Here is a 20,714-nt window from a genome sequence, read left to right on the forward strand (position 1 = left end):
TTGGGCGGTTCGTGATCGGGCTAGATTCCGCAGCATGGTCTCCGCGTACGAAGCCCAGCCCCCTGCCCAGCCCTCCGCCCAGGTCCTCGTGGCCTCCAACCGCGGCCCGGTGTCGTACACCCTGGGGACGGACGGATCGCTCGACGCGAAGCGGGGCGGCGGCGGTCTCGTCTCCGGGCTGAGCGCCATCGACGACAAGCTGTGGGTGTGCGCCGCGCTCGGTGACGGGGACCGGGAGGCGGTCCGGCGCGGGGTCGGTGAGCCGGGCGTGCGGATGCTCGACATCGACGCGGACGTCCACGCCGACGCGTACAACGGCATCGCGAACTCGGTGCTCTGGTTCGTCCACCACATGCTGTACCAGACGCCCCTGGAGCCGGTCTTCGACGCGGAGTTCCGGCGGCAGTGGGCGTCGTACGAGGCCTACAACCGGGCCTTCGCCGAGGCGCTCGCCGAGGAGGCCGGGCAGGGCGCCGCGGTGCTGGTGCAGGACTACCACCTGGCGCTGGTGCCGGGGATGCTCCGCGAGCTCCGCCCCGACCTGCGGATCGGCCATTTCTCGCACACCCCGTGGGCGCCCGTCGACTACTTCCGGCTGCTCCCCGACGACATCGCCGAGCAGCTGCTGCACGGCATCCTGGGCGCGGACCGGGCGGCGTTCCTGACCCGGCGCTGGGCGGACGCGTTCATCGGCTGCTGCACCCAGATCCTGGGCGGCACCGGGCGGACCAGGATCGGGGTGCACGGGCTCGGCGCGGACGCGGACTTCCTGCGCCGCCGGGCGCACGAGGCGGACGTGGACGAGCGGATGGCGGCGCTTCGCGAGCAGACCGGACCCGGCCGGAGGACGATCGTACGGGTGGACCGAACGGAACTGTCCAAGAACATCGTGCGCGGGCTGTTCGCGTACCGCGCGCTCCTGGACGAACGGCCCGAATGGCGCGAGCGCGTCGTCCATGTCGCCTTCGCCTACCCCTCCCGGCAGGACCTCGCGGTGTACCGGGACTACACGGCCGAGGTGCGGCGGGTCGCCGACGAGATCAACGCCGTGTACGGCACGGAGGGCTGGATGCCGGTCGTGCTGCACGTCAAGGACGACTTCGCCCGCTCGCTCGCCGCGTACCGGCTGGCCGACGTGGCGCTCGTCAACCCGATCCGGGACGGCATGAACCTGGTCGCCAAGGAGATCCCGGTCGTCTCCGACCACGGCTGCGCGCTGGTGCTGTCGCGGGAGGCGGGGGCGTACGAGGAGCTGGGCAGCGACGCGGTCGTGGTGAATCCGTACGACGTCTCCGCGACGGCGGCGGCGCTGCACGAGGCGCTGACGATGGCGGAGGACGAACGGGCCGCGCGCACCGAACGGCTGGCCGCGGCGGCGGTCGCGCTGCCGCCGCAGCAGTGGTTCCTGGACCAGCTGGACGCGCTGCGGCGGGACTGAACCGTCAGACCTGCCGGGCCAGCGCCGCCAGGAAGGCGACGACGTCGCCCGGTCCGCCGAGCAGCAGGTCGGCCCGTTCGGCCAGTTCGGGCACCTCCGCGCTGCCGCTGCACACCAGCAGGCCGGGGATGCCGTCGGGGCCCTCGGTGCGCAGCTTCTCCACCGCGGCGTACGCGGCGAGGTCGCCGAGGTCGTCGCCCGTGTACAGCACGGACTCGGCGTCCGTCTCGCGCAGGTACTGGGCGAGCGCCACGCCCTTGTCCATTCCGGGCGGGCGCAGCTCCAGGACCAGCCGGCCCGGCTCCACGATCAGTCCGTGCCGGGCGGCGAGCTCGCCGAGGGGGCCGCCCAGCGCCTCGAACGCGGCCTGCGGGTCGGCGGCCCGGCGGGTGTGGACGGCGATCGCCCGGCCCTTCTCCTCGATCCAGGTGCCGTGCCACGAGCCGGACCGGTCCAGCACGCCCGGGAGTTCGGCGCGGACCGCGGCGATGCCGGGGTGCGGGGCGGGGGCGTGGACGGTGCCGGACACGGCGTCCCAGCGTTCGGCGCCGTAGTGGCCGAGGACGACGAGGTGGTCGAGGCCGGACACTCCGGCGAAGCCGCCGTGCCGGACCGCGACGCCGGCCGGGCGGCCGGTGATCACCGCGATGGAGGCCACTTTCGGGGCGAGTGCGGCGAGGGCCTCGACGGCGCCGGGGTGGGCGCGGGCCTGTTCCGGGTCCGGGACGATGTCGGCGAGGGTGCCGTCGAAGTCGAGCGCGATGACGGCGCGGTCGGGGCGCGCGAGAATCGCGGCGAGGGCCTCACGGCCGGGTCGGGTGGTGGGAGTCGGGAGCGCGGCTGCTTCGGGGTTGCTGCCCATGGGGGGAGCCTATAGCCGGGGCGGGGAGTTGGGGCGGTGCGGGCGTTTTCGGGGGCGCTGTCCCCGGGCCCCCGCTCCTCGATCGCCGGAGGGGCTTGGTTCTGCCCTCAGCGGCGGTCGCGCCTCGCTGCCCTCACCCGGCGCAGGCGGTTGACCGTCACCGGGTCCTCCGCCAGGGCGCGGCGGTCGTCGATCAGGGCGTTCAGGAGCTGGTAGTAGCGCGTGGGCGAGATGCCCAGCTGTTCGCGGATCGCCCGCTCCTTCGCCCCGGGGCCGGACCACGACTGCCGTTCGACGGCGAGCACGGCACGGTCCCGGTCGGAGAGGCCGTCCGGTTCGTCGTCGGGACCATTCGTGGGGGCGGTCATATCAGCCAACATATCGCCCGTCCGCAGGGCTGCCACCCGCCGGAACGGCTCCTAGTCCGCCGCGGCCGCCACGGCCGAATCGCGCGCGATCTTCCTCAGGACGCTCTTGGGGCTGCCGTTCGGCTCGACCGCCCTGCCGATGTTCTCCTTGATCGACTCCCTGGACCGGGCCCAGGACGTCTTGCCGTACGGGTAGAACTGCGAGTCCGGCAGGGCGGCCAGGAACTTCCACAGCGGCTTGTACTCGGCGTCGGACTCCATGGCCGCGGAGGCGCTGTCGGTGACCGGAAGCAGGTCGTACTCGTCGGCGAAGTCGATGACGTTCTTGTCGGTGAACAGATAGTCGAAGAACTTGCGCAGCTGCACACGGTGGCCCTGCTGCTTGAAACCCATGATCCAGTCGGCCACGCCCAGCGAGTTCTTGCCGGGACCGTCGATGCCGGGCATCGGCACCATGCCGACGGAGACGCCCTTGGCTTCGGCCTCCTGCATCAGCGTCGGGTGACCGTTCAGCATGCCGACCCGGCCGTCGGTGAACGCGTCGAACGCCTTCTGGCGGTCGAGCTCCCCGGGGGCGGTGGGGCCGACGAGGCCCTTGTCGACCAGGTTCGTCTTCAGCCAGTCGAAGGTCCTGATGTTCTCGTCCGAGTCGATCTCGTACGAGCCGCTGTCGTCGATGTAGCCGCCGTGCCCGCCGAGCAGCCACATCATGGTCTCGGCCTGGGACTCCTCGGGGCCGAGCGGCAGCGCGAACGGGTAGGTCACGCCGCGCTGCCCGAGCACCGCCGCGTCGTCGCGTATGTCGTCCCAGGTCCGCGGGGCGTCGAGGCCCGCCTGCGCGAAGTACTTCTTGTTGTAGAAGAGCAGCCGGGTGCTGGCGACGAACGGCAGTCCGTACTGGGTGCGGTCCACGCTGCCCGCCTCGGCGAGGGACGGCAGGAAGTTGGCCTGGGTGCGGATGGACAGCACCTGGTCGGCCCGGTAGAGCTTGCCGGCCTTGGCATAGTCGGCGTACGAACCGATCTGGGCGATGTCGGGAGCCTGACCCTTCTTCACCATCGCGGCGACCTCGCGGTCGATGTCCTTCCACGAGTGGACGCTGACGTCGACCTTGATGCCTGGGTGGGTCGCCTCGAAGCCCTTGACGAGTCCGTCCCAGTACTTCCGGGAGCTGTTGGCCGGGCCGGTGCCGTAGTCGGCGGCGACGAGCCTGAGCGTGACGTCCCCCGAGCCGCGGTCGCCGCCGCATCCCGACAGTGTCGCCGTCATGCCCAGTGCGGTCACGGCCGCGGTCAGTACCCGGTAGCGCAACTGCACAGCCAGACCGTCCTCATCCGTCGCGTCATCCGTGCCGCCACGCCGTCGTGGGGCCGTTGAACGAGGTGCGATCCTGCCCCAGGCCGTTGCCGATGGTCTACACCAAAGCGGTATCACTTTCGCAACGCAACCGGACCGGTGCCCGGCACCGCGCACCTGAGAGCACTGCCCCCGAACTGCGCCTACTGCTTGGTGGCATGGGTGTTTCGGCGCACTGCCGGAGGGGCTGGCCGGCGATGTGGCACGGGTGGGCGGAACACTGGTCGCGCACGCCACGACGGACCCGATGGCGGATCTGATCAGGGCGCAGCGGCTGGCGGTGGAGCCGGCGGAGTCGAAGGGGTACGACCCGGACCACCCGCGCAACCTCTCGCGCAGCGTGATCCTTTCGCCCTGAGGCGTCCGGGGACGGCCCGGTTCCCGCGTCGTCGACATGCCGCCGCCGTGCCGCGCATTTCATTTGCCGGGATTTTGTATGGATACGCAACAAACCGGGATAGTGGACTAGACCTTTTTGCCTCCTCGGGCGAAACTGTTCCCCGTGAAACACGTCATCGCCCTCGATGTGGGCGGCACCGGAATGAAGGCCGCACTGGTCGGGGCCGACGGCGCCCTGCTGTACGAGGCGCGGCGGGCGACCGGCAGAGAACGCGGCGCCGAAGCGGTCGTGGAGTCGATCCTCGACTTCGCCGCCGATCTGCGGGCGTACGGCGAGGAGCACCTCGGCGAGAGCGCCGTCGCGGCCGGTGTCGCCGTGCCCGGCATCGTCGACGCCGAGAACGGGATCGCGGTCTACGCCTCGAACCTGGGCTGGCGCGACGTACCCATGCGGCAACTGCTCGGCGAGCGGCTCGGCGGCGTCCCCGTCGCGCTCGGCCACGACGTACGCACCGGCGGGCTCGCCGAGGGCCGGATCGGCGCGGGCAAGGGCGCCGACCGCTTCCTCTTCGTACCGCTGGGCACCGGCATCGCCGGGGCCATCGGCATCGCGGGCACGATCGAGGCGGGCGCGCACGGCTACGCGGGCGAGATCGGGCACATCGTGGTCCGGCCGGACGGGCCGGACTGCAGCTGCGGACAGCGCGGCTGTCTGGAGACCCTGGCCTCCGCCTCCGCCGTCAGCCGCGCCTGGGCCGCCGCGTCCGGCGACCCCGAGGCGGACGCGGCGGACTGCGCGAAGGCCGTCGAGTCCGGCGACCCTGCGGCGGTGGAGGTCTGGCGGAATGCGGTGGACGCGCTCGCCGCCGGGCTGGTCACCGCGCTGACGCTGCTCGACCCGCGCACGCTCATCATCGGTGGCGGACTCGCAGAGGCCGGGGAAACCTTGTTCACACCACTCCGTGCGGCCGTCGAGGAACGCGTCACGTTCCAGAAGCTGCCCCACATCGCCCCGGCGGCCCTCGGGGACACCGCCGGATGCCTGGGCGCAGGGCTGCTCGCCTGGGATCTTCTCTCCACGGAGGTATCCGCCTGATGGCCGGACGCGCAGACAGCACAGTTCTCGCAGGTGCCCGGGTGGTGCTTCCCACCGGGACCGTCGAGAACGGCCGGGTGACCGTCGAAGGCACCCGGATCGCGGGCAGCGCGGCCGAGGACGCCCGGACCCTCGACCTGAGCGGCCACTGGGTGGTCCCCGGTTTCGTCGACATGCACAACCACGGCGGCGGCGGCGCATCGTTCACCTCCGGCACCGTGGACGAGGTGCTCACCGGCATCCGCACCCACCGCGAGCACGGCACCACCACGCTGGTCGCCTCCACGGTCACCGGTGAGATGGACTTCCTCGCCCACCGGGCCGGTGTCCTGTCCGAGCTGGTGGAGCAGGGCGACCTGGCCGGCATCCACTTCGAGGGCCCGTTCATCTCGCCGTGCCGCAAGGGCGCGCACAGCGAGGACCTGCTGCGCCACCCGGACCCGGCCGAGGTCCGCAAGCTGATGGACGCGGCGCGCGGCACCGCGAAGATGTTCACGCTCGCCACCGAACTGCCGGGCGGCATCGACTCGGTGCGGCTGCTCGCCGAGCACGGCGTCATCGCCGCGATCGGGCACACCGACGCCACGTACGAGCAGACCGTCGAGGCGATCGACGCGGGCGCCACCGTCGCCACGCACCTCTTCAACGCGATGCCGCCGCTCGCCCACCGCGAGCCCGGCCCGATCGCCGCGCTGCTGGAGGACGAGCGGATCACCGTCGAGCTGATCAACGACGGCACGCACCTGCACCCCGCGGCGCTGGAGCTGGCCTACCACCACGCGGGCGCCCACCGCGTCGCGCTGATCACCGACGCCATGGACGCGGCCGGCTTCGGCGACGGCCTGTACCAGCTCGGCCCGCTCGCGGTCGAGGTCAAGGACGGCGTCGCGCGGCTGGTCGAGGGCAACTCGATCGCGGGCTCCACGCTCACCCTGGACACCGCCTTCCACCGGGCCGTGACCATCGACCGGATCCCGGTCGGCGATGTCGTGCGGTCCATCTCCGCCAACCCGGCCCGGCTGCTCGGTGTGTACGACCGGGTCGGCTCGCTGGAACCGGGCAAGGACGCGGACCTGGTGGTCCTGGACGAGGACTTCGCGCTCAAGGGCGTCATGCGCAAGGGCGAATGGGTAAAAGAGCCCCGGATCGTCTGATCTGCCCCATTATTGACGGTGAGTCGAATACGTAACGAAGAGACGGCGGTTGGTCCGGAGGTCTGGGCCGACCGCCTCCTCTTTGGCATGATCGCCTGGAAAACAGCCAGAGAAAGCGCATTCCGTCCACGGTTTCGCGCTTGGGAGCAGGGATCGAGGGAGCGGCCGCGGTGATCCTCACGGTCACACTGAATACGGCACTCGACCTGACGTACGGCGTCCCGGAACTCGTCCCGCACGCCAGCCACCGCGTCAGCGACATGTCCGAGCGCCCCGGCGGCAAGGGTCTCAATGTGGCCCGGGTGCTCTCCGCCCTCGGCCACGAGACGGTGGTCACCGGCTTCGCCGGAGGCTCCACCGGGGCGGTGCTGCGCGAACTGCTGGCCGGCCTGCCCACGGACGCCGCCGCGCCTGAAACGGCCCCCGCGCCGATCACCGACGCTCTCGTCACCGTCGCCGGGAACACCCGCCGCACCATCGCCGTCGTCGACCGGGCGACCGGCGACACCACCCAGCTCAACGAACCCGGCCCGCTCGTCACCACCGACGAGTGGACCGCCCTCCTCGGCCGGTACGAGGAGCTCCTCGCCGGGGCCGACGCCGTCGCGCTCTGCGGCAGCCTGCCGCCCGGCATCCACGTCGGCGCCTACGCCGAACTGGTCCGCGCGGCCCGGGCCGCCGGTGTCCCCGTGCTGCTGGACACCAGCGGTGAACCGCTCCGCCGCGGCATCGCCGCCCGCCCCGACCTGATCAAGCCGAACGCCGACGAGCTCGCCCAGCTCACCGGCTCCCGCGAACCGATGCGCGCCACCCGCGACGCCCGCCGCCGCGGCGCCCACGGGGTCATCGCCTCGCTGGGACCGGACGGCATGCTGGCGGTCACCCCCGACGGCAGCTGGCAGGCAGCGCCGCCCGCCAAGGTTCTCGGCAATCCGACCGGCGCGGGCGACTCCGCGGTGGCCGGGCTGCTGTCCGGCCTCGTCGAGGGGCTGAGCTGGCCGGACCGGCTGCGGCGGGCGGTGGCACTGTCGACGGCGACCGTGCTCTCCCCGACGGCCGGTGATTTCGACCGCGCGGCGTACGAGGAGCTGCTGCCGCGCGTCGGCATCGAGGAACACGCACCGGCGGCCTGAGAGGCCGCGCCCGTCCCGGACCGGCCCGTCCGCCGGTCCGAAAGAAGCAGCAAGAGGTCAGCATGCCGCTCGTCAGCACCGGTGAACTCGTCTCCGCCGCCCAGGCCGAGGGACGCGGGATCGCCGCCTTCAATGTCATCACGCTGGAGCACGCGGAGGCCATCGCGGCCGGCGCGGAGCGCGCCGGAGCCCCCGCCATCCTCCAGATCTCCGAGAACGCCGTGAAGTTCCACGGCGGACGGCTCTCCGCGATCGCCGCCGCGGCCGCCGCCGTCGCCCGCGCGTCCAGCGCCCCGCTCGCCCTCCACCTCGACCACGTCGAGTCCGTGGAGCTGCTCCACCAGGCGCACACCGAGGGCTTCGGCTCCGTCATGTTCGACGCGTCCAAGCTGTCGTACGAGGAGAACGTGCGGACCACGGCCGAGGCGGTGGCCTGGGGTCATGAGCGCGGCATCTGGATCGAGGCCGAGCTCGGCAAGGTCGGCGGCAAGGAGGGCGAGGCCCCGCTCGACGCCCACGCCCCCGGTGTCCGCACGGACCCGGCCGAGGCCGCCGCGTACGTCCGCGACACCGGGGTGGACGCGCTGGCCGTCGCCGTCGGCTCCTCGCACGCGATGACCGAGCGCACCGCCGCCCTGGACCACGAGCTGATCGGCCGGCTCCGCGAGGCCGTCCCGGTCCCGCTGGTGCTGCACGGCTCCAGCGGCGTCCCGGACGAGGAGATCCGCCGGGCCGTCGTCTCCTCCGGCATGGTCAAGATCAACGTGGGCACGGCCCTGAACACCGCTTTCACCGGCGCGGTGCGGGCGTACCTGGCCGAGAACACCACGGGCGTGGACCCGAGGAAGTACATCGCGCCGGGGCGCGAGGCGATGGCCTCGACCGTGGCGGGGTTCCTGGCCCTGATGGGCTGACCAGGCGCGCAACAAAAAAAGAACGGTCCGGCCCCATCGCCTCGCTCGGGCGATGGGGCCGGACCGTTTTCGTCACACGCTCAGCGCTTCACGTGACCGGCCTTCAGCGACAGCTGGTCCAGGTTGGCGTCGCACTGGTCGCCCTCGTTGCAGGAGATCATCAGGGTGTTCGCACCCTTGTTGAGGTTGACGTAGGCAAACGTCGTCGTCCAGCCCTTCTCCAGATCGCCCTCGGGCGCCTCCGCGAAGTTCTTCATCCTGATCTCGCGGGGAGCCTCGGCATTGACCGTGAGGGACGTCCTGGCGTCCTTGCCCGGCACGCCGTACGTCACGAACAGCGTGTACGGACCGGCCTTCGGCACCTCGACCGACCAGGTCGCGGACCTGCCGACCTCGTTGAGGTTGATGTACTGGCCGTTGGAGCTCTTGGCGCCCTTGGTCGTGTTGTCCAGCTGGGCCGTGCCGCCGAGCTTCAGCGTCGCCGCGTCCTGCTTGGGCAGCTCGGCCGGGGCCTCGGAGCTGTGGGACTGCTGGGGCTTCGGGGACTCCTCGACCTGGTCGCCGGGACCGGCGGAGGAGGTGGCCTCGTCCTTCTTCTTGTCCTTGTCCGGGTCGCCCGTGATCAGCGCGGCACCGATGCCGATGAGCACGACCAGGACCACCGCGACCGCGGCGATCAGCAGGCTCTTGGTGTTGGGGCCGCCGCTGCCGGAGGAGCCGCCGGAACGCCCGCGGCCGCCCTGCTGCGGGACCTGCGCGGTGGCGCCGGGGTACGTCTCCGGGGCGGCGTACTGGGCGTTCGGCTGGCCATAGGCCTGCTGCTGCGGCATCTGCTGACCGTACTGACGCTCACCGACGGTGCGTACCTGGTTGTACGAGGTCCGGGGCACACCGGGCTGCGGGGCCGCCGGCGGGTAGCCGTAGCCGCCCTGTCGCGGCGGCTGGGCGCCTGCCGCCTGTCCGTCCTCGTAGAGGTAGCCGAACGGATCGTCGTCCTCGGGCGTGTTTGCGCCGTTGTTCCCGGCCGTCATCCCTGGGTCACTCCTCACCATGTCGCCAGCCGTCGCCGAATATTGCCAGCCGTGGCCGACCGGCCGAGCCTACCCCGAACAGCCCACACCAAGAATTGCCGTCGCGGGTACCGGAACGGCGGCGGACCGCGGGGGCAGCGCCGCCGTGAACGTCAGCCGGCCCTGCGGTGAACCTTGGAGCGGGACCGCTTCTCCACGTACATCCGCTGGTCGGCGGAGCGCAGCACCTCTTCGGCGGTCATGCCGCAGGCGGCCCAGCCGATGCCGAAGCTCGCCCCCACCCGCACCGCCCTGCCGTCGACCCGGATCGGCGGAATGATGGCGTTGCGCAGGCGTACGGCCAGATCCGCGGCGTCCGCGTCGCCGAGCCCGTCGGCGAGGACGACGAATTCGTCACCCCCGAGCCGGGCCACGGTGTCGCCGTCGCGGACACAGGTGGTGAGCCGGCGGGCGACCTCGATCAGCACCGCGTCACCGGTGTGGTGACCGAAGCGGTCGTTGATCGACTTGAAGCCGTCGAGGTCGCAGAAGAGGACCGCGAGCCCCTTCGCCCCGTCGTCGTGCTCGGTGTCGGGGGCGACGGCGTGCACATGGTGGTCGTACGGGCCGCCGGGTGCCGGGTCGACCTCGTAGCCGTGCGTCCGCGCGTCCGGATCGTCGAGGCCGCCGTAGGCCGCGTCCAGCGCTTCCACCGGGGTGGTGGCCGCCGCGTTCGGGCGCTCGCAGAGCCGGGCGCTCAGCCGGGAGCGCAGCTCGGCGCTGTTGGGCAGGCCGGTGAGTGCGTCGTGCGAGGCCCGGTGCGCGAGATGCAGCTCGTGGCGCTTGCGCTCCTCTATGTCCTCGACGTGGGTGAGCAGGAAGCGGGGGCCGTCCGCGGTGTCGGCGACGACGGAGTTGCGCAGCGAGACCCAGAGGTAGGTGCCGTCGCGCCGCCCGAGCCGCAGCTCGGCGCGACCGCCCTCGGCGGAGGTGCGCAGCAGGGTGCCGATGTCCTCGGGGTGGACGAGGTCGGCGAAGGAGTAGCGGCGCAGCACGGACGCGGGGCGGCCGAGCAGCCGGCACAGGGCGTCGTTGGTGCGCAGCAGCCGGCCGTGCTGGTCGCCGCCCATCTCGGCGATGGCCATGCCGCTGGGCGCGTACTCGAAGGCCTGGCGGAAGGACTCCTCGCTGGCCCGCAGCGCCTGCTGTTCCCGTTCCAGACGGACCAGCGCCCGCTGCATGTTTGCTCTGAGCCGGGCGTTGCTGATCGCAATGGCGGCCTGTGATGCGTACATCTGGAGGGCCTCGCGGCCCCAGGCGCCGGGGCGGCGGCCGTTGCGCGGGCGGTCCACGGAGATGACGCCCAGCAGATCGGCACCGCCGCCGGAGGCGTACATCGGGGCGTAGAGGCGGTCCTGGGGGTGCCACTCGTCCTCGAAACGGGGGTCGGGCCCGTCGGTGTGCCACTGCGGTACGTCGTCGTCGAGGAGGACCCAGCCGTCGGTGTGGGGTATGAAACGGAGCTCGTCCCAGGGCTGCCCCATGGTCAGCCGGCGCTCCCAGGAGGCGCGCGAGCCGACCCGGCCGGTGATCAGGGCTTCCGCCGCGCTGTTGCCCGCGAAGGCGGCGACCACGAGATCACCGTCGGGGCGGACCAGGTTCACGCAGGCCAGCTCGTAGCCGAGACCGGTGACGATTCCGTCGGCCACGGTCTGCAATGTGTCGGCCAGGCTCCGCGCCGTGTTGAGATCGGCCACGGCCTGGTGCAGCTGCCGCATCGTCGCAAGACGGACGTACGGCTCCGACTCGGCCTCCATTGCTCCGCACTCCCCGAGACCTCGACAGCACTCCAGGTTTCATATCGACGTACTTACTGCAGTGTCACGGCAACTGAATCACAGTGAGCTGTGCCGTCGGTACACAGGGTCAACAAATATTGCACTCTGTGACTCAAGTCACAACAGATGGTAAAGGGTCGCGAGTGTCGTGGGATTCGCTCCGTACTTTTCTTGAACGCAAATCCGGGCGTTGCAGCGCCGGCCGCGCCCGCCCCGTGGACCACGGGTCCTAGGACCCGGCTGGTCCCTTGGCCCGATGCGGAGGCACGCGCTCCACGACTAGCGTGCCCGATGTGTTGCAGACGACGACCCCCGCCCCGCGTTCCCGGCCCATCCCCCATGCTGAGGGGGTGAGCAACGATGAGTTCCGAGGCGCCCTCGCCCGGCTGGCCGCCGGCGTCGTGCTGATCACCGCCCAGGAGCCGCCGCTGGACGAGAACGGACGGGGCGAGGACGTCGGCATGACGGCGACCGCCTTCATGTCGGTCTCCCTGGACCCGCCACTGGTGATGGTGAGTCTGCGCAACGACTCCCGGATGGACGACCTGCTGTCGGAGCAGCCGCTGTGGGCGGTGTCCGTGCTCGCCGAGAGCCAGCGGCACGTCGCCGGGCGGTTCGCGATGAAGGGCCGGATCAGCGACCGGCTGCTGTTCGAGGACATCCCCTACACCCGGGGCGAGGTCACCGCCGCGCCGTTGATCGGCGGCGCGCTGGCCACGCTGGAGTGCCGTACCGAGCAGCGGGTCCTGGCGGGCGACCACACGCTGGTGATCGGCCGGGTGCTGAGCGCGGCCCTGCCCAGCGCGGAGGGGTCACCGCTGACGTACTTCCGGGGCCGGTACCGGCAGTTGGGGTGAGGGCGGCGGGAACCCCGGCCCTCACCAGTCGCGGCCGGAGCGGCCGCGCTTGGTCTCGCCGCGCTGCTTCTTCTCGCGCAGCCGTCGTTCGTTGATGCCCCGTGGAATCCGTGTCTTGCGGCGCGGCCGCGGGGGCGGCGCCGTCGCCTCGGCCAGCAGGGAGGCGAGCCGTACGAGAGCGGTCTCGCGGTTGCGCCACTGGGAGCGGTGCTCGGAGGCCCGTACCGCGATCACCCCGCCCACGAGCCTGCTCTCCAGACGCTGGAGCGCCCGCTCCTTCCACACCTCGGGGAGCGACTCGGTCGCCGCGAGGTCGAAGCGGAGCTCCACCTGGGAATCGCTGGTGTTGACGTGCTGCCCGCCGGGTCCCGAGGACCGCGAGAAACGCCACATGAGCTCGGCCTCCGGCAGGGAGACCGAACCGCGGATGACATAGGGCCCGGACATGGCACCCATGTTCCCCGCACCGGAGGGTGTTCGTCACCTTCTTTTGCCGTACCGGCCGTCCGGCCGGCCGGGGGATTTCGGTAAAGAAAGTAAAGGGATCAGGAACCTCCTGGCCCCTTGCCCGCGTTATGCCCTGTGACGGTAGCTTCGTGATGGCATGAAGCCCGCAATCGACGATGAAAGGGACTTCCCATGGCTGTAAGCCTGTCCAAGGGCGGCAACGTCTCCCTCACCAAGGAGGCCCCGGGCCTGACCGCCGTCACGGTCGGCCTCGGCTGGGACGTCCGCACCACCACCGGCACCGACTTCGACCTCGACGCCTCGGCGATCGCGGTCAACCCGGCCGGGAAGGTCGTCTCCGACGGCCACTTCGTCTTCTTCAACAACAAGTCGACGCCCGACCAGACCATCGTCCACACCGGTGACAACGTCACGGGCCAGGGCGAGGGCGACGACGAGCAGATCAACGTCAACCTGGCGGGTCTGCCGGCCGACGTCGACAAGATCGTCTTCCCGGTCTCCATCTACGACGCCGAGACCCGCAGCCAGAACTTCGGCCAGGTGCGCAACGCGTTCATCCGCATCATCAACCAGGCCGGCGGCACCGAGATCGCCCGCTACGACCTGAGCGAGGACGCCGCCACCGAGACCGCCATGGTCTTCGGCGAGCTGTACCGCAACGGCGCCGAGTGGAAGTTCCGCGCCGTCGGCCAGGGTTATGCCTCCGGCCTGCGCGGCATCGCCCAGGACTTCGGCGTCAACCTCTGACGCACGGACTCCGACACACGGGCTCCGACACACAGGCCCTGACACACGGGCACATTCGCGAAAGCCCCCGGCCGCCCGGCCGGGGGCTTTCGCGTGTGCACGGCCGGAGCAAGAACATAGCGCCCGCTATGCGGTGCCACCGGACATCTACGCCCAACTCCCGCCGATTAACGGACACATGTGTATTCCATTCGGACAAGAAGTGGTCAAATAAATGTGAGGTATTTGTTAGTGCACCGTCAATGTTGGTCATTCGGTGGCACGCTCTCGGCTCGTAACCCCCCACGGAACGAGCAACGGAGAGCGCATGACCCCCCACATGAACACCCGTCGCGCCGCAGCCCTGGCCGCAGTGGCCGCGATGGTTGTCGTAGGCATGCAGACCGGTGCGGCGAACGCCGTGCCCGACAACGGCAACGGCGGTCACTCCGCCACGCGCAGCGTCGTCCCCTTCAGCGCCAACAAGGCCTCGCAGCGCATGGCCGCCATCAAGTCCGCGCAGAGCGACGCCTCTTCGACCGCCGACTCGCTCGGGCTGGGCAGCCGGGAGAAGCTGATCGTCCGTGATGTGATCAAGGACGCCGACGGCACGGTCCACACCCGTTACGAGCGCACCTACGACGGGCTGCCCGTGCTCGGCGGCGACCTCGTCACCCACACCGCCCCCGGCGGAAAGCTCAAGGGCGTCACCAAGGCGACCGAGGCCCGGGTGTCGGTGCCGTCCACGACGCCGAAGATCAAGACCGCGGCCGCCGCCCGCAAGGTGATCTGGGCGGCCTCCGGCAAGCCCGTCCTCGCCCTGGAGACGGTGAAGACCGGGGTGCAGAAGGACGGCACGCCGAGCCGGGTGCACACCATCACCGACGCGATCACCGGCAAGAAGCTCCAGAGCTACGAGGCGGTCGAGACCGGTGTCGGCAACAGCCAGTACAGCGGTGAGGTCGAGCTGTCGACCACCGCGTCCGGCTCCGGATTCGAGCTGACCGACGGCGACCGCGGCGGCCACAAGACGTACGACCTCAACCAGGGCGAGAGCGGCACCGGCGACCTGGTCACGGACGACGACGACACCTGGGGCGACGGCACCGGCAACGACCGCCAGACCGCCGCGGTCGACGCCGCCTACGGCGCCGCGCAGACCTGGGACTTCTACAAGTCGGCGTTCGGCCGCGACGGCATCGCCGGTGACGGCAAGGCCGCGTACTCGCGGGTCCACTACGGCGACTCGTACGTCAACGCGTTCTGGGACGACAGCTGCTTCTGCATGACGTACGGCGACGGCGCCGACAACAAGAGCGCGCTGACCGCCCTCGATGTCGCGGGCCACGAGATGAGCCACGGCCTGACCGCGGCCACCGCCAACCTCGACTACTTCGGCGAGTCCGGCGGCCTGAACGAGGCGACCAGCGACATCCTCGGCACCTCGGTCGAGTTCGCCGCCGACAACAGCACGGATGTCGGCGACTACCTCATCGGCGAGAAGATCGACATCAACGGCGACGGCTCCCCGCTGCGCTACATGGACAAGCCGAGCAAGGACGGCGGCTCGGCCGACAACTGGGACAGCAGCGTCGGCGACCTCGACGTGCACTACTCCTCCGGCGTCGCCAACCACTTCTTCTACCTGCTGTCCGAGGGCAGCGGCGCGAAGACCATCAACGGGGTCGACTACGACTCCCCGACCAGCGACGGCTCGACCGTCACCGGCATCGGCCGGGACAAGGCCGTCCAGATCTGGTACAAGGCCCTCTCCCAGTACATGACGTCGTCCACCGACTACGCGGGCGCCCGTGAGGCGACCGAGAAGGCGGCGACCGACCTGTACGGGGCGGACAGCGCCGAGCTCGCGGCCGTCGACGCCGCCTGGAGCGGTGTCAACGTGAAGTAGTCCGCCCAGCGGTACTCCACCGGGAGCCGGTCAGCCCTTCGAGGCGGGCCGGCTCCTGCCGTACAGCCAGGTGTCCCACAGCTCCGTCAGGTCCTGACCGGTCGTCTTCTCCACATAGGCGGTGAAGTCGGCGGTCGACGCGTTGCCGTGCCGGTGGGCCTTCGTCCAGCCCCTGATGAGCGCGAAGAAACGCCGGTCGTCGTCCACAGCCTGCCGGACCTTGTGGATGACCATCGCCCCGCGCCCGTACACCGGCGCCTGCGAGATGTCCGCGGCCGTCGGCGGATCGGCCGGCGGGAAGGCCCAGTTGTCGTCGTCCTCGAAGGCGGCGTCGAACAGGTCCTGGACCGGGCGGCCCTCCTTGTCGGCCTCCCACAGCCACTCCGCGTAGGTCGCGAAACCCTCGTTGAGCCACATGTCCCGCCAGCTCACGGGGGTGACGGAGTCCCCGAACCACTGGTGGGCCATCTCATGGACGAGCAGTCCCGCGTCCGGCGGCCCGGGGAAGACGGGCCGGGTCTGGGTCTCCAGGGCGTAACCGGCGTCCTCCTCGCGCTCGACGACCGCGCCCGTGGCGGAGAAGGGGTACGGGCCGAACCGCTGCGCCTCCCACTTCACGACCTCGGGAACGCGGGCGAGAATCCGCGCGCTGTCCGCCGCCACCGTCGTGTCCGCGGCGGTGAACACCTCGATGCCGTCCGGGGTCGTCGATGTCTTCGTGTCGAAGCGGCCGATGGCGACGGTCGCGAGATAGCTCGCCATCGGTTCGGGAGCGTGCCAGCGGAACGTGGTGGTGGTGCCCGAGGTGCGCCGGGAAGTCAGCTCGCCGTTGGACACCGCCGTCAGCCCCTCGGGGACGGTGACGGCGATGTCGTAGGACGCCTTGTCGCTCGGGTGGTTGTTGCCGGGGAACCAGGCCATCGAGCCGGTCGGTTCGCCGAGCGCGACCGAGCCGTCCGCGGTCCTCAGCCAGCCCTCCTCCGACCCGTCGGGATCGGTGAGGGTCCGCGGCGAGCCCGAGTAGCGGACGACCGTGCGGAAGGTGCCGCCCTTGCGCAGACGGCTCATCACCTCGGCGTCGGGGCGCAGCGTCAGCTCCTGCCCCGCCCGGTGGACGGCTGCGGGGCGGCCCTCGACGGTCGCCGAGTCCACCGTGAGTCCGACGAGATCGAGGTCGAAGGCGCTGAGGTCCTGGGTGGCGCGCGCGGTGATCGTGGCGGTGCCGCGCAGCCGGTGGGCGGCCGGGTCGACGTCGAGCGCGAGGTCGTAGTGCGTGACGTCGTAGCCGCCGTTGCCGAGTTTCGGGAAGTACGGGTCGCGCAGGCCGGCGGTGCCGGGCGTGCCCTCGACCCCGCCGGTGCAGCTCGTGGACGTCGTCAGCATCAGCAGGACGAGAGCGGCGACGCGGGCCGTGCGGCGTACAGGTGTTCGCTGATCCACACCGGCGATCCTAGGCGCGGAATGCCCGATTGGCGGGATATCGGCTCAGAGGACCGCGATCCCCGGCGGACGGGCGCCCGCGACCACCTCGAACGGCCTCCGCTTGCCCGTGAGATCGACGACGGTGATGCCGTTGCCGTACCCGTCGCGGGTGAAGCCCTCGGTGACGTAGGCCGTGGTCGCCGTGGACGGCGAGGAGCAGTGGGGTGCGCAGTTCCTCGTCGCGGCAGTCCACCCGGGCGCCGCCCTCGATCGCGACCGCACCCGGTCGGTGTCGCCGGCGCGTGCGGCGTCGAGCAGTTGTCGACGCCGGACGCGGGACGGTCGACGGCCCCGTCAGCCGATCGGTTGATGCGCGGGGGGTCACCCGAGGCGACCATGGATGTATCCGTGCAGGTCAACGGTGCCGCTGACGGCGAGGAGCGAGAGGTACGAGGTGAAGCACCGAACCCCATCCGCCGCACCGGACCGGACCGGCGACCCGGACGCCCGGTGGCTCACGCTCCTGATGCACGCCGCGTTCTTCCTGCTGCTCGGCGCCTCGCTCACCCGTTTCCTGCTGCGCCACCCCGGCGAGGCCCGCACCCCGTGGATCATCGCGCTCTCCGTGGCCCTCGCCGTGCTGTACGTGCTCGGGCCGGTGCTCGGCTCGCGTCCGACGCCGCGCTCCCTGGTGTGGCTGGGGGTGCTGGTCGCCGTGTGGATGGTGCTGATCGTCCTCGCGCCGAGCTTCGCGTGGTGCGCGGTGCCGCTCTTCTTCACCGGGCTGCGCATCCTGCCGCCGCGCGCCGCGCCGGCGCTCGTCGCCCTGCTCACGCTGTTCGTCGTCGCCGCGCAACTGCGGCTGGCCGGGGGCTTCGACCCGAATCTGGTGCTCGCCCCCACCGGGGCCACCCGGGCCACCGGCAGCGTGCGCGGTCACGGGCTGCCCGCGATCCGGGCCCGGCTGCAGCAGCTCGGCGGCACGCTGACGATCGAGTCGGTGCCGGGCGAGGGTACGGTGCTGTCCGCCGTCGTCCCGCTCACCCCCGCCGCCCCGCCGACCGCCCCGGAGGACCTCGTATGACCGCGACATCGCCCGCGCCCTGTTCATCAGCGAGGCCACGGTCAAGACACACCTCGGCCGGATCTACGACAAGCTCGGCGTCGACACCCGCGCGGGCGCCGTCGCCGTCGCCAAGGAGCAGCGACTGCTGCCGTAGGACCTGCCCGGCGGATCGGAGCGCAGGTCTCCCTGCACCGGCGCGCCTTCGGGCATGACACCATCGAAGCGTGCTCGACATCGGCTACTCCCTCTCCCGGCGCTTCCCCGATCCCCCGCAGACCGACTACCGCCGCGCGGACGTCCGCGCCCTGCGGCACGATCTGTTTTCCGGGGACGTCTACCTCGCGGACACCAAGGAGGACCGCGAGGTGTCCACGGCCTGGGGATGGGTGCCGGTGCTCGACTTCGCGTGGGCGCTGTGCGACATCGTCGAGCAGATCGACCAGGACCCGCGCGGCAACCGCTCGCACCGGCGGCAGTTCGCCGAGCTGGACTTCACCGAATCGTCCGACCGGATGCTCTTCGAGCGCCGCTTCGGCTGGGTCGACGTCGAGGCGGACTGGATGCCCGGCGAGGAGCCCCCGCTCACCTTCAGCCACTCGCTGCTGCGCCGCGAGGCCCGCGACTTCCTGCACGACCTGATCGCCGACCTCGCCGACATGCACGAAGGTCTCGCCGACAACCCCGTGATCTGGGACCTCCAGGCCCGCTTCCCCCGGGTCTGACCCCTTCTCCGCCCCTCCCCTACGCCTCCACGCGCACCCCGATCTGCGCCGCGAACGCCGGCGCCAGCTCCATCAGCTGCGCCGGGCTGATCACCGCGCCCGACAGCCGCTCCACCCCGCGCGCGATGTCCAGCTCCGCGACCGTGCGCAGGTCCACCGACTCCATCCGTACGGAGCTGAAGTCGGCCCGCTTCAGCACACAGTCACGGAACTCCACCCGCACCAGCTGCGCGTCCCCGAAATCCGGCTCGGAGAGCACACAGCCCTCGAACACCACGTCCTTGAGCCGGGCCTTCCGCAGATTCAGGTAGTCGATCTTCCCGCCGCGCACCAGCACCCGCTCCAGCACCGCGCCGTGCAGCTGCACCCCGCCCAGCCGGGCGTCCACCACCTCCACGTCACGCAGCGACGCCCCCGCGAGATCGGTGCCCACACCCCGTACGCCCGTCAGCACCGAGTCGATGAAACGGGCCCTGACCAGCTCCGCGCGGTCCAGCGCACAGCCGTCCAGCGCGCAGTCCATGAACCGGGCGCCCGGACCCGACTCGTCCGCGAGATCCGTCCCCTCGAACCGCAGCCCGTCGTAGTCCCCGTCCGGCTCCAGGCCCCCGCCGCCGTACGGAACGAGCGGTGGGAGCCGCACCTCCGGACGCCGGGCCGCCGGGATGGTGTCCGTCTTCCTGCTGTTGCTGCGCGCCATGCCCTCCATCGTGACCCATGCCACTGACAACGCCCCCGCGCCGATGCGCGGGGACCGGATCGGCGGGCCCGCCTACCGCTGCCCGCCCAGCTCCGCCAGCGCCCCGTCCGTCAGCCGGTAGACCGTCCACTCGTCCTGCGGGCGCGCGCCCAGCGACTCGTAGAACGCGATGGACGGGGCGTTCCAGTCCAGCACCGACCACTCCAGGCGCTCGTATCCGCGCTCCACACAGATCCGCGCCAGCTCCTTCAGCAACGCCTTCCCGTGCCCGCCGCCCCGCCGCTCCGGACGTACGTACAGGTCCTCCAGGTAGATGCCGTGCACCCCGCGCCAGGTCGAGAAGTTCAGGAACCACAGCGCGAAGCCGACCGGCTCGCCGTCGTCCGACTCGGCGATGTGCGCGTACGCGGCGGGCCGCTCACCGAACAGCGCCTCGTGCAGCTGCTCCTCGGTGGCCTTCACCTCGTGCAGGGCCTTCTCGTATTCGGCCAGCTCACGGACCATGGCGTGGATGACGGGGACATCGGCGGGGACAGCGGTACGAATCATGGGGGCAGCGTAAGCAGAGCCGCCTCCCCCGCTCGCTCCGCCCCCTACCGGAATGTCGATCACGCCACCGGTCCCGGGGCCGTGCGTCAATCGGATATGACCCCGAGCAGCCCCGCACCGCCCACCCGGCACCGCACCACCGCCGGCCCGTGGATCCGCAGCGCCGGCTCCTGGATCCGCAGCTCACCCGGCACCTACCTCTGGCTGGCCGCGCTCTTCGTCACCACGGTCGTCGTCCACCAGATGTCACCGGACTTCGAAGAGGACTTCCTGCGCCAGCGCTCGACCAACATCCACGAACTCGCCCAGGACCCCGTGCGCGTCCTGTTCGCCAGCGCCTTCTGGATCGACGGCGGCCGCTGGCTCCCGTACGCCTTCCTGTACACCGTCTTCCACGCCCCCGCCGAGCGCTGGCTCGGCACCCTGCGCTGGCTCACCGTCGTCGTCCTGGCGCACATCCTCGCCTCGCTGGCCAGCGAAGGCGTCCTGGCCTGGGCGATCCGGCACGGACACGTACCGCCGTCGGCCGCCGACACCCTGGACGTCGGTGTCAGTTACGCGCTGGCGGGGGTCGTCGCCGTGCTCACGTACCGCGTCCCGCCGTCCTGGCGGAACGTGTACCTCTTCGCCGTCCTCGTCCTCTACGGCATCCCGCTCGTCACCGGCCGCACCTTCACCGACCTCGGCCACTTCACCGCCGTACTCATCGGCCTCGCCTGCTACCCACTGATCCGGTCCCGGCACAGGACGAAAACGCCTGTCGCGCAGTAACGTCCCGCCCGAGAGC

At 71.2% G+C, this 20,714-nt stretch carries 19 protein-coding genes and 4 pseudogenes; 13 read left to right on the forward strand and 10 right to left on the reverse strand.

Going from position 1 to position 20,714, the window contains the following annotated elements; all coding sequences use genetic code 11:
• Positions 1–34 precede the first annotated feature (34 nt).
• Entirely contained in the window at positions 35–1,438 is a 1,404-nt protein-coding gene (locus BT364_RS27515; RefSeq protein ID WP_072487932.1) for an alpha,alpha-trehalose-phosphate synthase (UDP-forming), read from the forward strand.
• Positions 1,439–1,442: 4 nt separating this feature from the next.
• Here BT364_RS27515 and otsB read toward each other — a convergent pair whose 3' ends face one another.
• The 3 genes from otsB to BT364_RS27530 form a co-directional block, all read right to left on the reverse strand.
• The gene (otsB, locus tag BT364_RS27520; RefSeq protein ID WP_072487933.1) at positions 1,443–2,300 is read right to left on the reverse strand and encodes a trehalose-phosphatase; all 858 of its coding nucleotides are present in this window, start codon (positions 2,298–2,300) and stop codon (positions 1,443–1,445) included.
• Between the two features lie 107 nt (positions 2,301–2,407).
• Positions 2,408–2,668 (reverse strand): DUF3263 domain-containing protein, encoded by a 261-nt coding sequence (locus BT364_RS27525; RefSeq protein WP_072487934.1) that lies wholly within the window; start codon positions 2,666–2,668, stop codon positions 2,408–2,410.
• Positions 2,669–2,719: 51 nt separating this feature from the next.
• The gene (locus tag BT364_RS27530; RefSeq protein ID WP_442759026.1) at positions 2,720–3,985 is read right to left on the reverse strand and encodes an ABC transporter substrate-binding protein; all 1,266 of its coding nucleotides are present in this window, start codon (positions 3,983–3,985) and stop codon (positions 2,720–2,722) included.
• Between the two features lie 205 nt (positions 3,986–4,190).
• Here BT364_RS27530 and BT364_RS27535 point away from each other — a divergent pair.
• The 5 genes and pseudogenes from BT364_RS27535 to BT364_RS27555 all read left to right on the forward strand — a co-directional run.
• Positions 4,191–4,382: pseudogene (locus BT364_RS27535) on the forward strand (sugar isomerase); the annotation flags it as partial.
• Between the two features lie 144 nt (positions 4,383–4,526).
• Entirely contained in the window at positions 4,527–5,459 is a 933-nt protein-coding gene (locus BT364_RS27540; RefSeq protein ID WP_072487935.1) for an ROK family protein, read from the forward strand.
• On the forward strand, positions 5,459–6,613 hold the full coding sequence (gene nagA / locus BT364_RS27545) for an N-acetylglucosamine-6-phosphate deacetylase (RefSeq protein ID WP_072487936.1): 1,155 nt from the start codon (positions 5,459–5,461) through the stop codon (positions 6,611–6,613). Before BT364_RS27540 ends, nagA begins: the two co-directional genes overlap by 1 nt.
• Positions 6,614–6,783: 170 nt before the next feature.
• Entirely contained in the window at positions 6,784–7,746 is a 963-nt protein-coding gene (locus tag BT364_RS27550; RefSeq protein ID WP_072487937.1) for a 1-phosphofructokinase family hexose kinase, read from the forward strand.
• A gap of 62 nt (positions 7,747–7,808) precedes the next feature.
• The gene (locus BT364_RS27555; RefSeq protein ID WP_072487938.1) at positions 7,809–8,660 is read left to right on the forward strand and encodes a class II fructose-bisphosphate aldolase; all 852 of its coding nucleotides are present in this window, start codon (positions 7,809–7,811) and stop codon (positions 8,658–8,660) included.
• An 80-nt stretch (positions 8,661–8,740) separates the two neighbouring features.
• Here the strand turns inward: BT364_RS27555 and BT364_RS27560 are convergent, their stop codons facing one another.
• Both BT364_RS27560 and cdgB read right to left on the reverse strand, forming a co-directional pair.
• Entirely contained in the window at positions 8,741–9,691 is a 951-nt protein-coding gene (locus tag BT364_RS27560; protein ID WP_072487939.1) for a carbohydrate-binding protein, read from the reverse strand.
• 152 nt (positions 9,692–9,843) lie between these two features.
• A complete protein-coding gene (gene cdgB / locus BT364_RS27565; protein WP_072487940.1) occupies positions 9,844–11,487 on the reverse strand; it encodes a diguanylate cyclase CdgB in 1,644 nt (547 codons plus the stop codon).
• A 371-nt stretch (positions 11,488–11,858) separates the two neighbouring features.
• Here cdgB and BT364_RS27570 point away from each other — a divergent pair, with 371 nt between their 5' ends.
• Complete coding sequence (locus BT364_RS27570; protein ID WP_072487941.1) at positions 11,859–12,365, forward strand: flavin reductase family protein; 507 nt, start codon at positions 11,859–11,861, stop codon at positions 12,363–12,365.
• 21 nt (positions 12,366–12,386) lie between these two features.
• Here BT364_RS27570 and arfB read toward each other — a convergent pair whose 3' ends face one another.
• Entirely contained in the window at positions 12,387–12,821 is a 435-nt protein-coding gene (gene arfB / locus BT364_RS27575; protein ID WP_072487942.1) for an alternative ribosome rescue aminoacyl-tRNA hydrolase ArfB, read from the reverse strand.
• A gap of 183 nt (positions 12,822–13,004) precedes the next feature.
• Between arfB and BT364_RS27580 the strand changes: the two genes are divergently transcribed.
• Together BT364_RS27580 and BT364_RS27585 are read left to right on the forward strand one after the other, a co-directional pair.
• Complete coding sequence (locus BT364_RS27580; RefSeq protein WP_072487943.1) at positions 13,005–13,580, forward strand: TerD family protein; 576 nt, start codon at positions 13,005–13,007, stop codon at positions 13,578–13,580.
• A gap of 307 nt (positions 13,581–13,887) precedes the next feature.
• Positions 13,888–15,468, forward strand: coding sequence for a M4 family metallopeptidase (locus BT364_RS27585; RefSeq protein ID WP_072487944.1), 1,581 nt, complete (start codon positions 13,888–13,890; stop codon positions 15,466–15,468).
• A 30-nt stretch (positions 15,469–15,498) separates the two neighbouring features.
• Here the strand turns inward: BT364_RS27585 and BT364_RS27590 are convergent, their stop codons facing one another.
• The gene (locus BT364_RS27590; RefSeq protein ID WP_072487945.1) at positions 15,499–16,908 is read right to left on the reverse strand and encodes a M1 family metallopeptidase; all 1,410 of its coding nucleotides are present in this window, start codon (positions 16,906–16,908) and stop codon (positions 15,499–15,501) included.
• Positions 16,909–17,083: 175 nt separating this feature from the next.
• Positions 17,084–17,208 (reverse strand): annotated as a pseudogene (locus tag BT364_RS44610) (ankyrin repeat domain-containing protein); the annotation flags it as partial.
• Between the two features lie 82 nt (positions 17,209–17,290).
• Here BT364_RS44610 and BT364_RS43350 point away from each other — a divergent pair.
• From BT364_RS43350 to BT364_RS27605, 3 genes and pseudogenes are all read left to right on the forward strand, one after another.
• Positions 17,291–17,830: pseudogene (locus BT364_RS43350) on the forward strand (sensor histidine kinase); the annotation flags it as partial.
• Between the two features lie 142 nt (positions 17,831–17,972).
• Positions 17,973–18,110, forward strand: a pseudogene (locus BT364_RS27600) (response regulator transcription factor); the annotation flags it as partial.
• 70 nt (positions 18,111–18,180) lie between these two features.
• Complete coding sequence (locus tag BT364_RS27605) at positions 18,181–18,678, forward strand: hypothetical protein (RefSeq protein WP_072487947.1); 498 nt, start codon at positions 18,181–18,183, stop codon at positions 18,676–18,678.
• A 19-nt stretch (positions 18,679–18,697) separates the two neighbouring features.
• Here the strand turns inward: BT364_RS27605 and BT364_RS27610 are convergent, their stop codons facing one another.
• Together BT364_RS27610 and BT364_RS27615 are read right to left on the reverse strand one after the other, a co-directional pair.
• The gene (locus tag BT364_RS27610) at positions 18,698–19,378 is read right to left on the reverse strand and encodes a pentapeptide repeat-containing protein (RefSeq protein ID WP_177328250.1); all 681 of its coding nucleotides are present in this window, start codon (positions 19,376–19,378) and stop codon (positions 18,698–18,700) included.
• Positions 19,379–19,450: 72 nt separating this feature from the next.
• Complete coding sequence (locus tag BT364_RS27615; RefSeq protein ID WP_072487948.1) at positions 19,451–19,927, reverse strand: GNAT family N-acetyltransferase; 477 nt, start codon at positions 19,925–19,927, stop codon at positions 19,451–19,453.
• Between the two features lie 96 nt (positions 19,928–20,023).
• Between BT364_RS27615 and BT364_RS27620 the strand changes: the two genes are divergently transcribed.
• The gene (locus BT364_RS27620; protein ID WP_072487949.1) at positions 20,024–20,698 is read left to right on the forward strand and encodes a rhomboid-like protein; all 675 of its coding nucleotides are present in this window, start codon (positions 20,024–20,026) and stop codon (positions 20,696–20,698) included.
• The last annotated feature ends 16 nt before the right edge of the window (positions 20,699–20,714 follow it).

Source organism: Streptomyces atratus, assembly GCF_900119365.1.
Classification (GTDB): Bacteria; Actinomycetota; Actinomycetes; order Streptomycetales; family Streptomycetaceae; genus Streptomyces; species Streptomyces atratus_B.

What these genes read in the sequence shown, in the direction of transcription:
- BT364_RS27555 (WP_072487938.1), top strand. Translation starts at nt 7,809, where the DNA reads ATGCCGCTCGTCAGCACCGGTGAACTCGTCTCCGCCGCCCAGGCCGAG.
- cdgB (WP_072487940.1), bottom strand. Translation starts at nt 11,487, where the DNA reads ATGGAGGCCGAGTCGGAGCCGTACGTCCGTCTTGCGACGATGCGGCAG.
- nagA (WP_072487936.1), top strand. Translation starts at nt 5,459, where the DNA reads ATGGCCGGACGCGCAGACAGCACAGTTCTCGCAGGTGCCCGGGTGGTG.
- BT364_RS27515 (WP_072487932.1), top strand. Translation starts at nt 35, where the DNA reads ATGGTCTCCGCGTACGAAGCCCAGCCCCCTGCCCAGCCCTCCGCCCAG.
- BT364_RS27560 (WP_072487939.1), bottom strand. Translation starts at nt 9,691, where the DNA reads ATGACGGCCGGGAACAACGGCGCAAACACGCCCGAGGACGACGATCCG.
- BT364_RS27610 (WP_177328250.1), bottom strand. Translation starts at nt 19,378, where the DNA reads ATGGCGCGCAGCAACAGCAGGAAGACGGACACCATCCCGGCGGCCCGG.
- arfB (WP_072487942.1), bottom strand. Translation starts at nt 12,821, where the DNA reads ATGGGTGCCATGTCCGGGCCCTATGTCATCCGCGGTTCGGTCTCCCTG.
- BT364_RS27580 (WP_072487943.1), top strand. Translation starts at nt 13,005, where the DNA reads ATGGCTGTAAGCCTGTCCAAGGGCGGCAACGTCTCCCTCACCAAGGAG.
- BT364_RS27585 (WP_072487944.1), top strand. Translation starts at nt 13,888, where the DNA reads ATGACCCCCCACATGAACACCCGTCGCGCCGCAGCCCTGGCCGCAGTG.
- otsB (WP_072487933.1), bottom strand. Translation starts at nt 2,300, where the DNA reads ATGGGCAGCAACCCCGAAGCAGCCGCGCTCCCGACTCCCACCACCCGA.
- BT364_RS27620 (WP_072487949.1), top strand. Translation starts at nt 20,024, where the DNA reads ATGACCCCGAGCAGCCCCGCACCGCCCACCCGGCACCGCACCACCGCC.
- BT364_RS27525 (WP_072487934.1), bottom strand. Translation starts at nt 2,668, where the DNA reads ATGACCGCCCCCACGAATGGTCCCGACGACGAACCGGACGGCCTCTCC.
- BT364_RS27615 (WP_072487948.1), bottom strand. Translation starts at nt 19,927, where the DNA reads ATGATTCGTACCGCTGTCCCCGCCGATGTCCCCGTCATCCACGCCATG.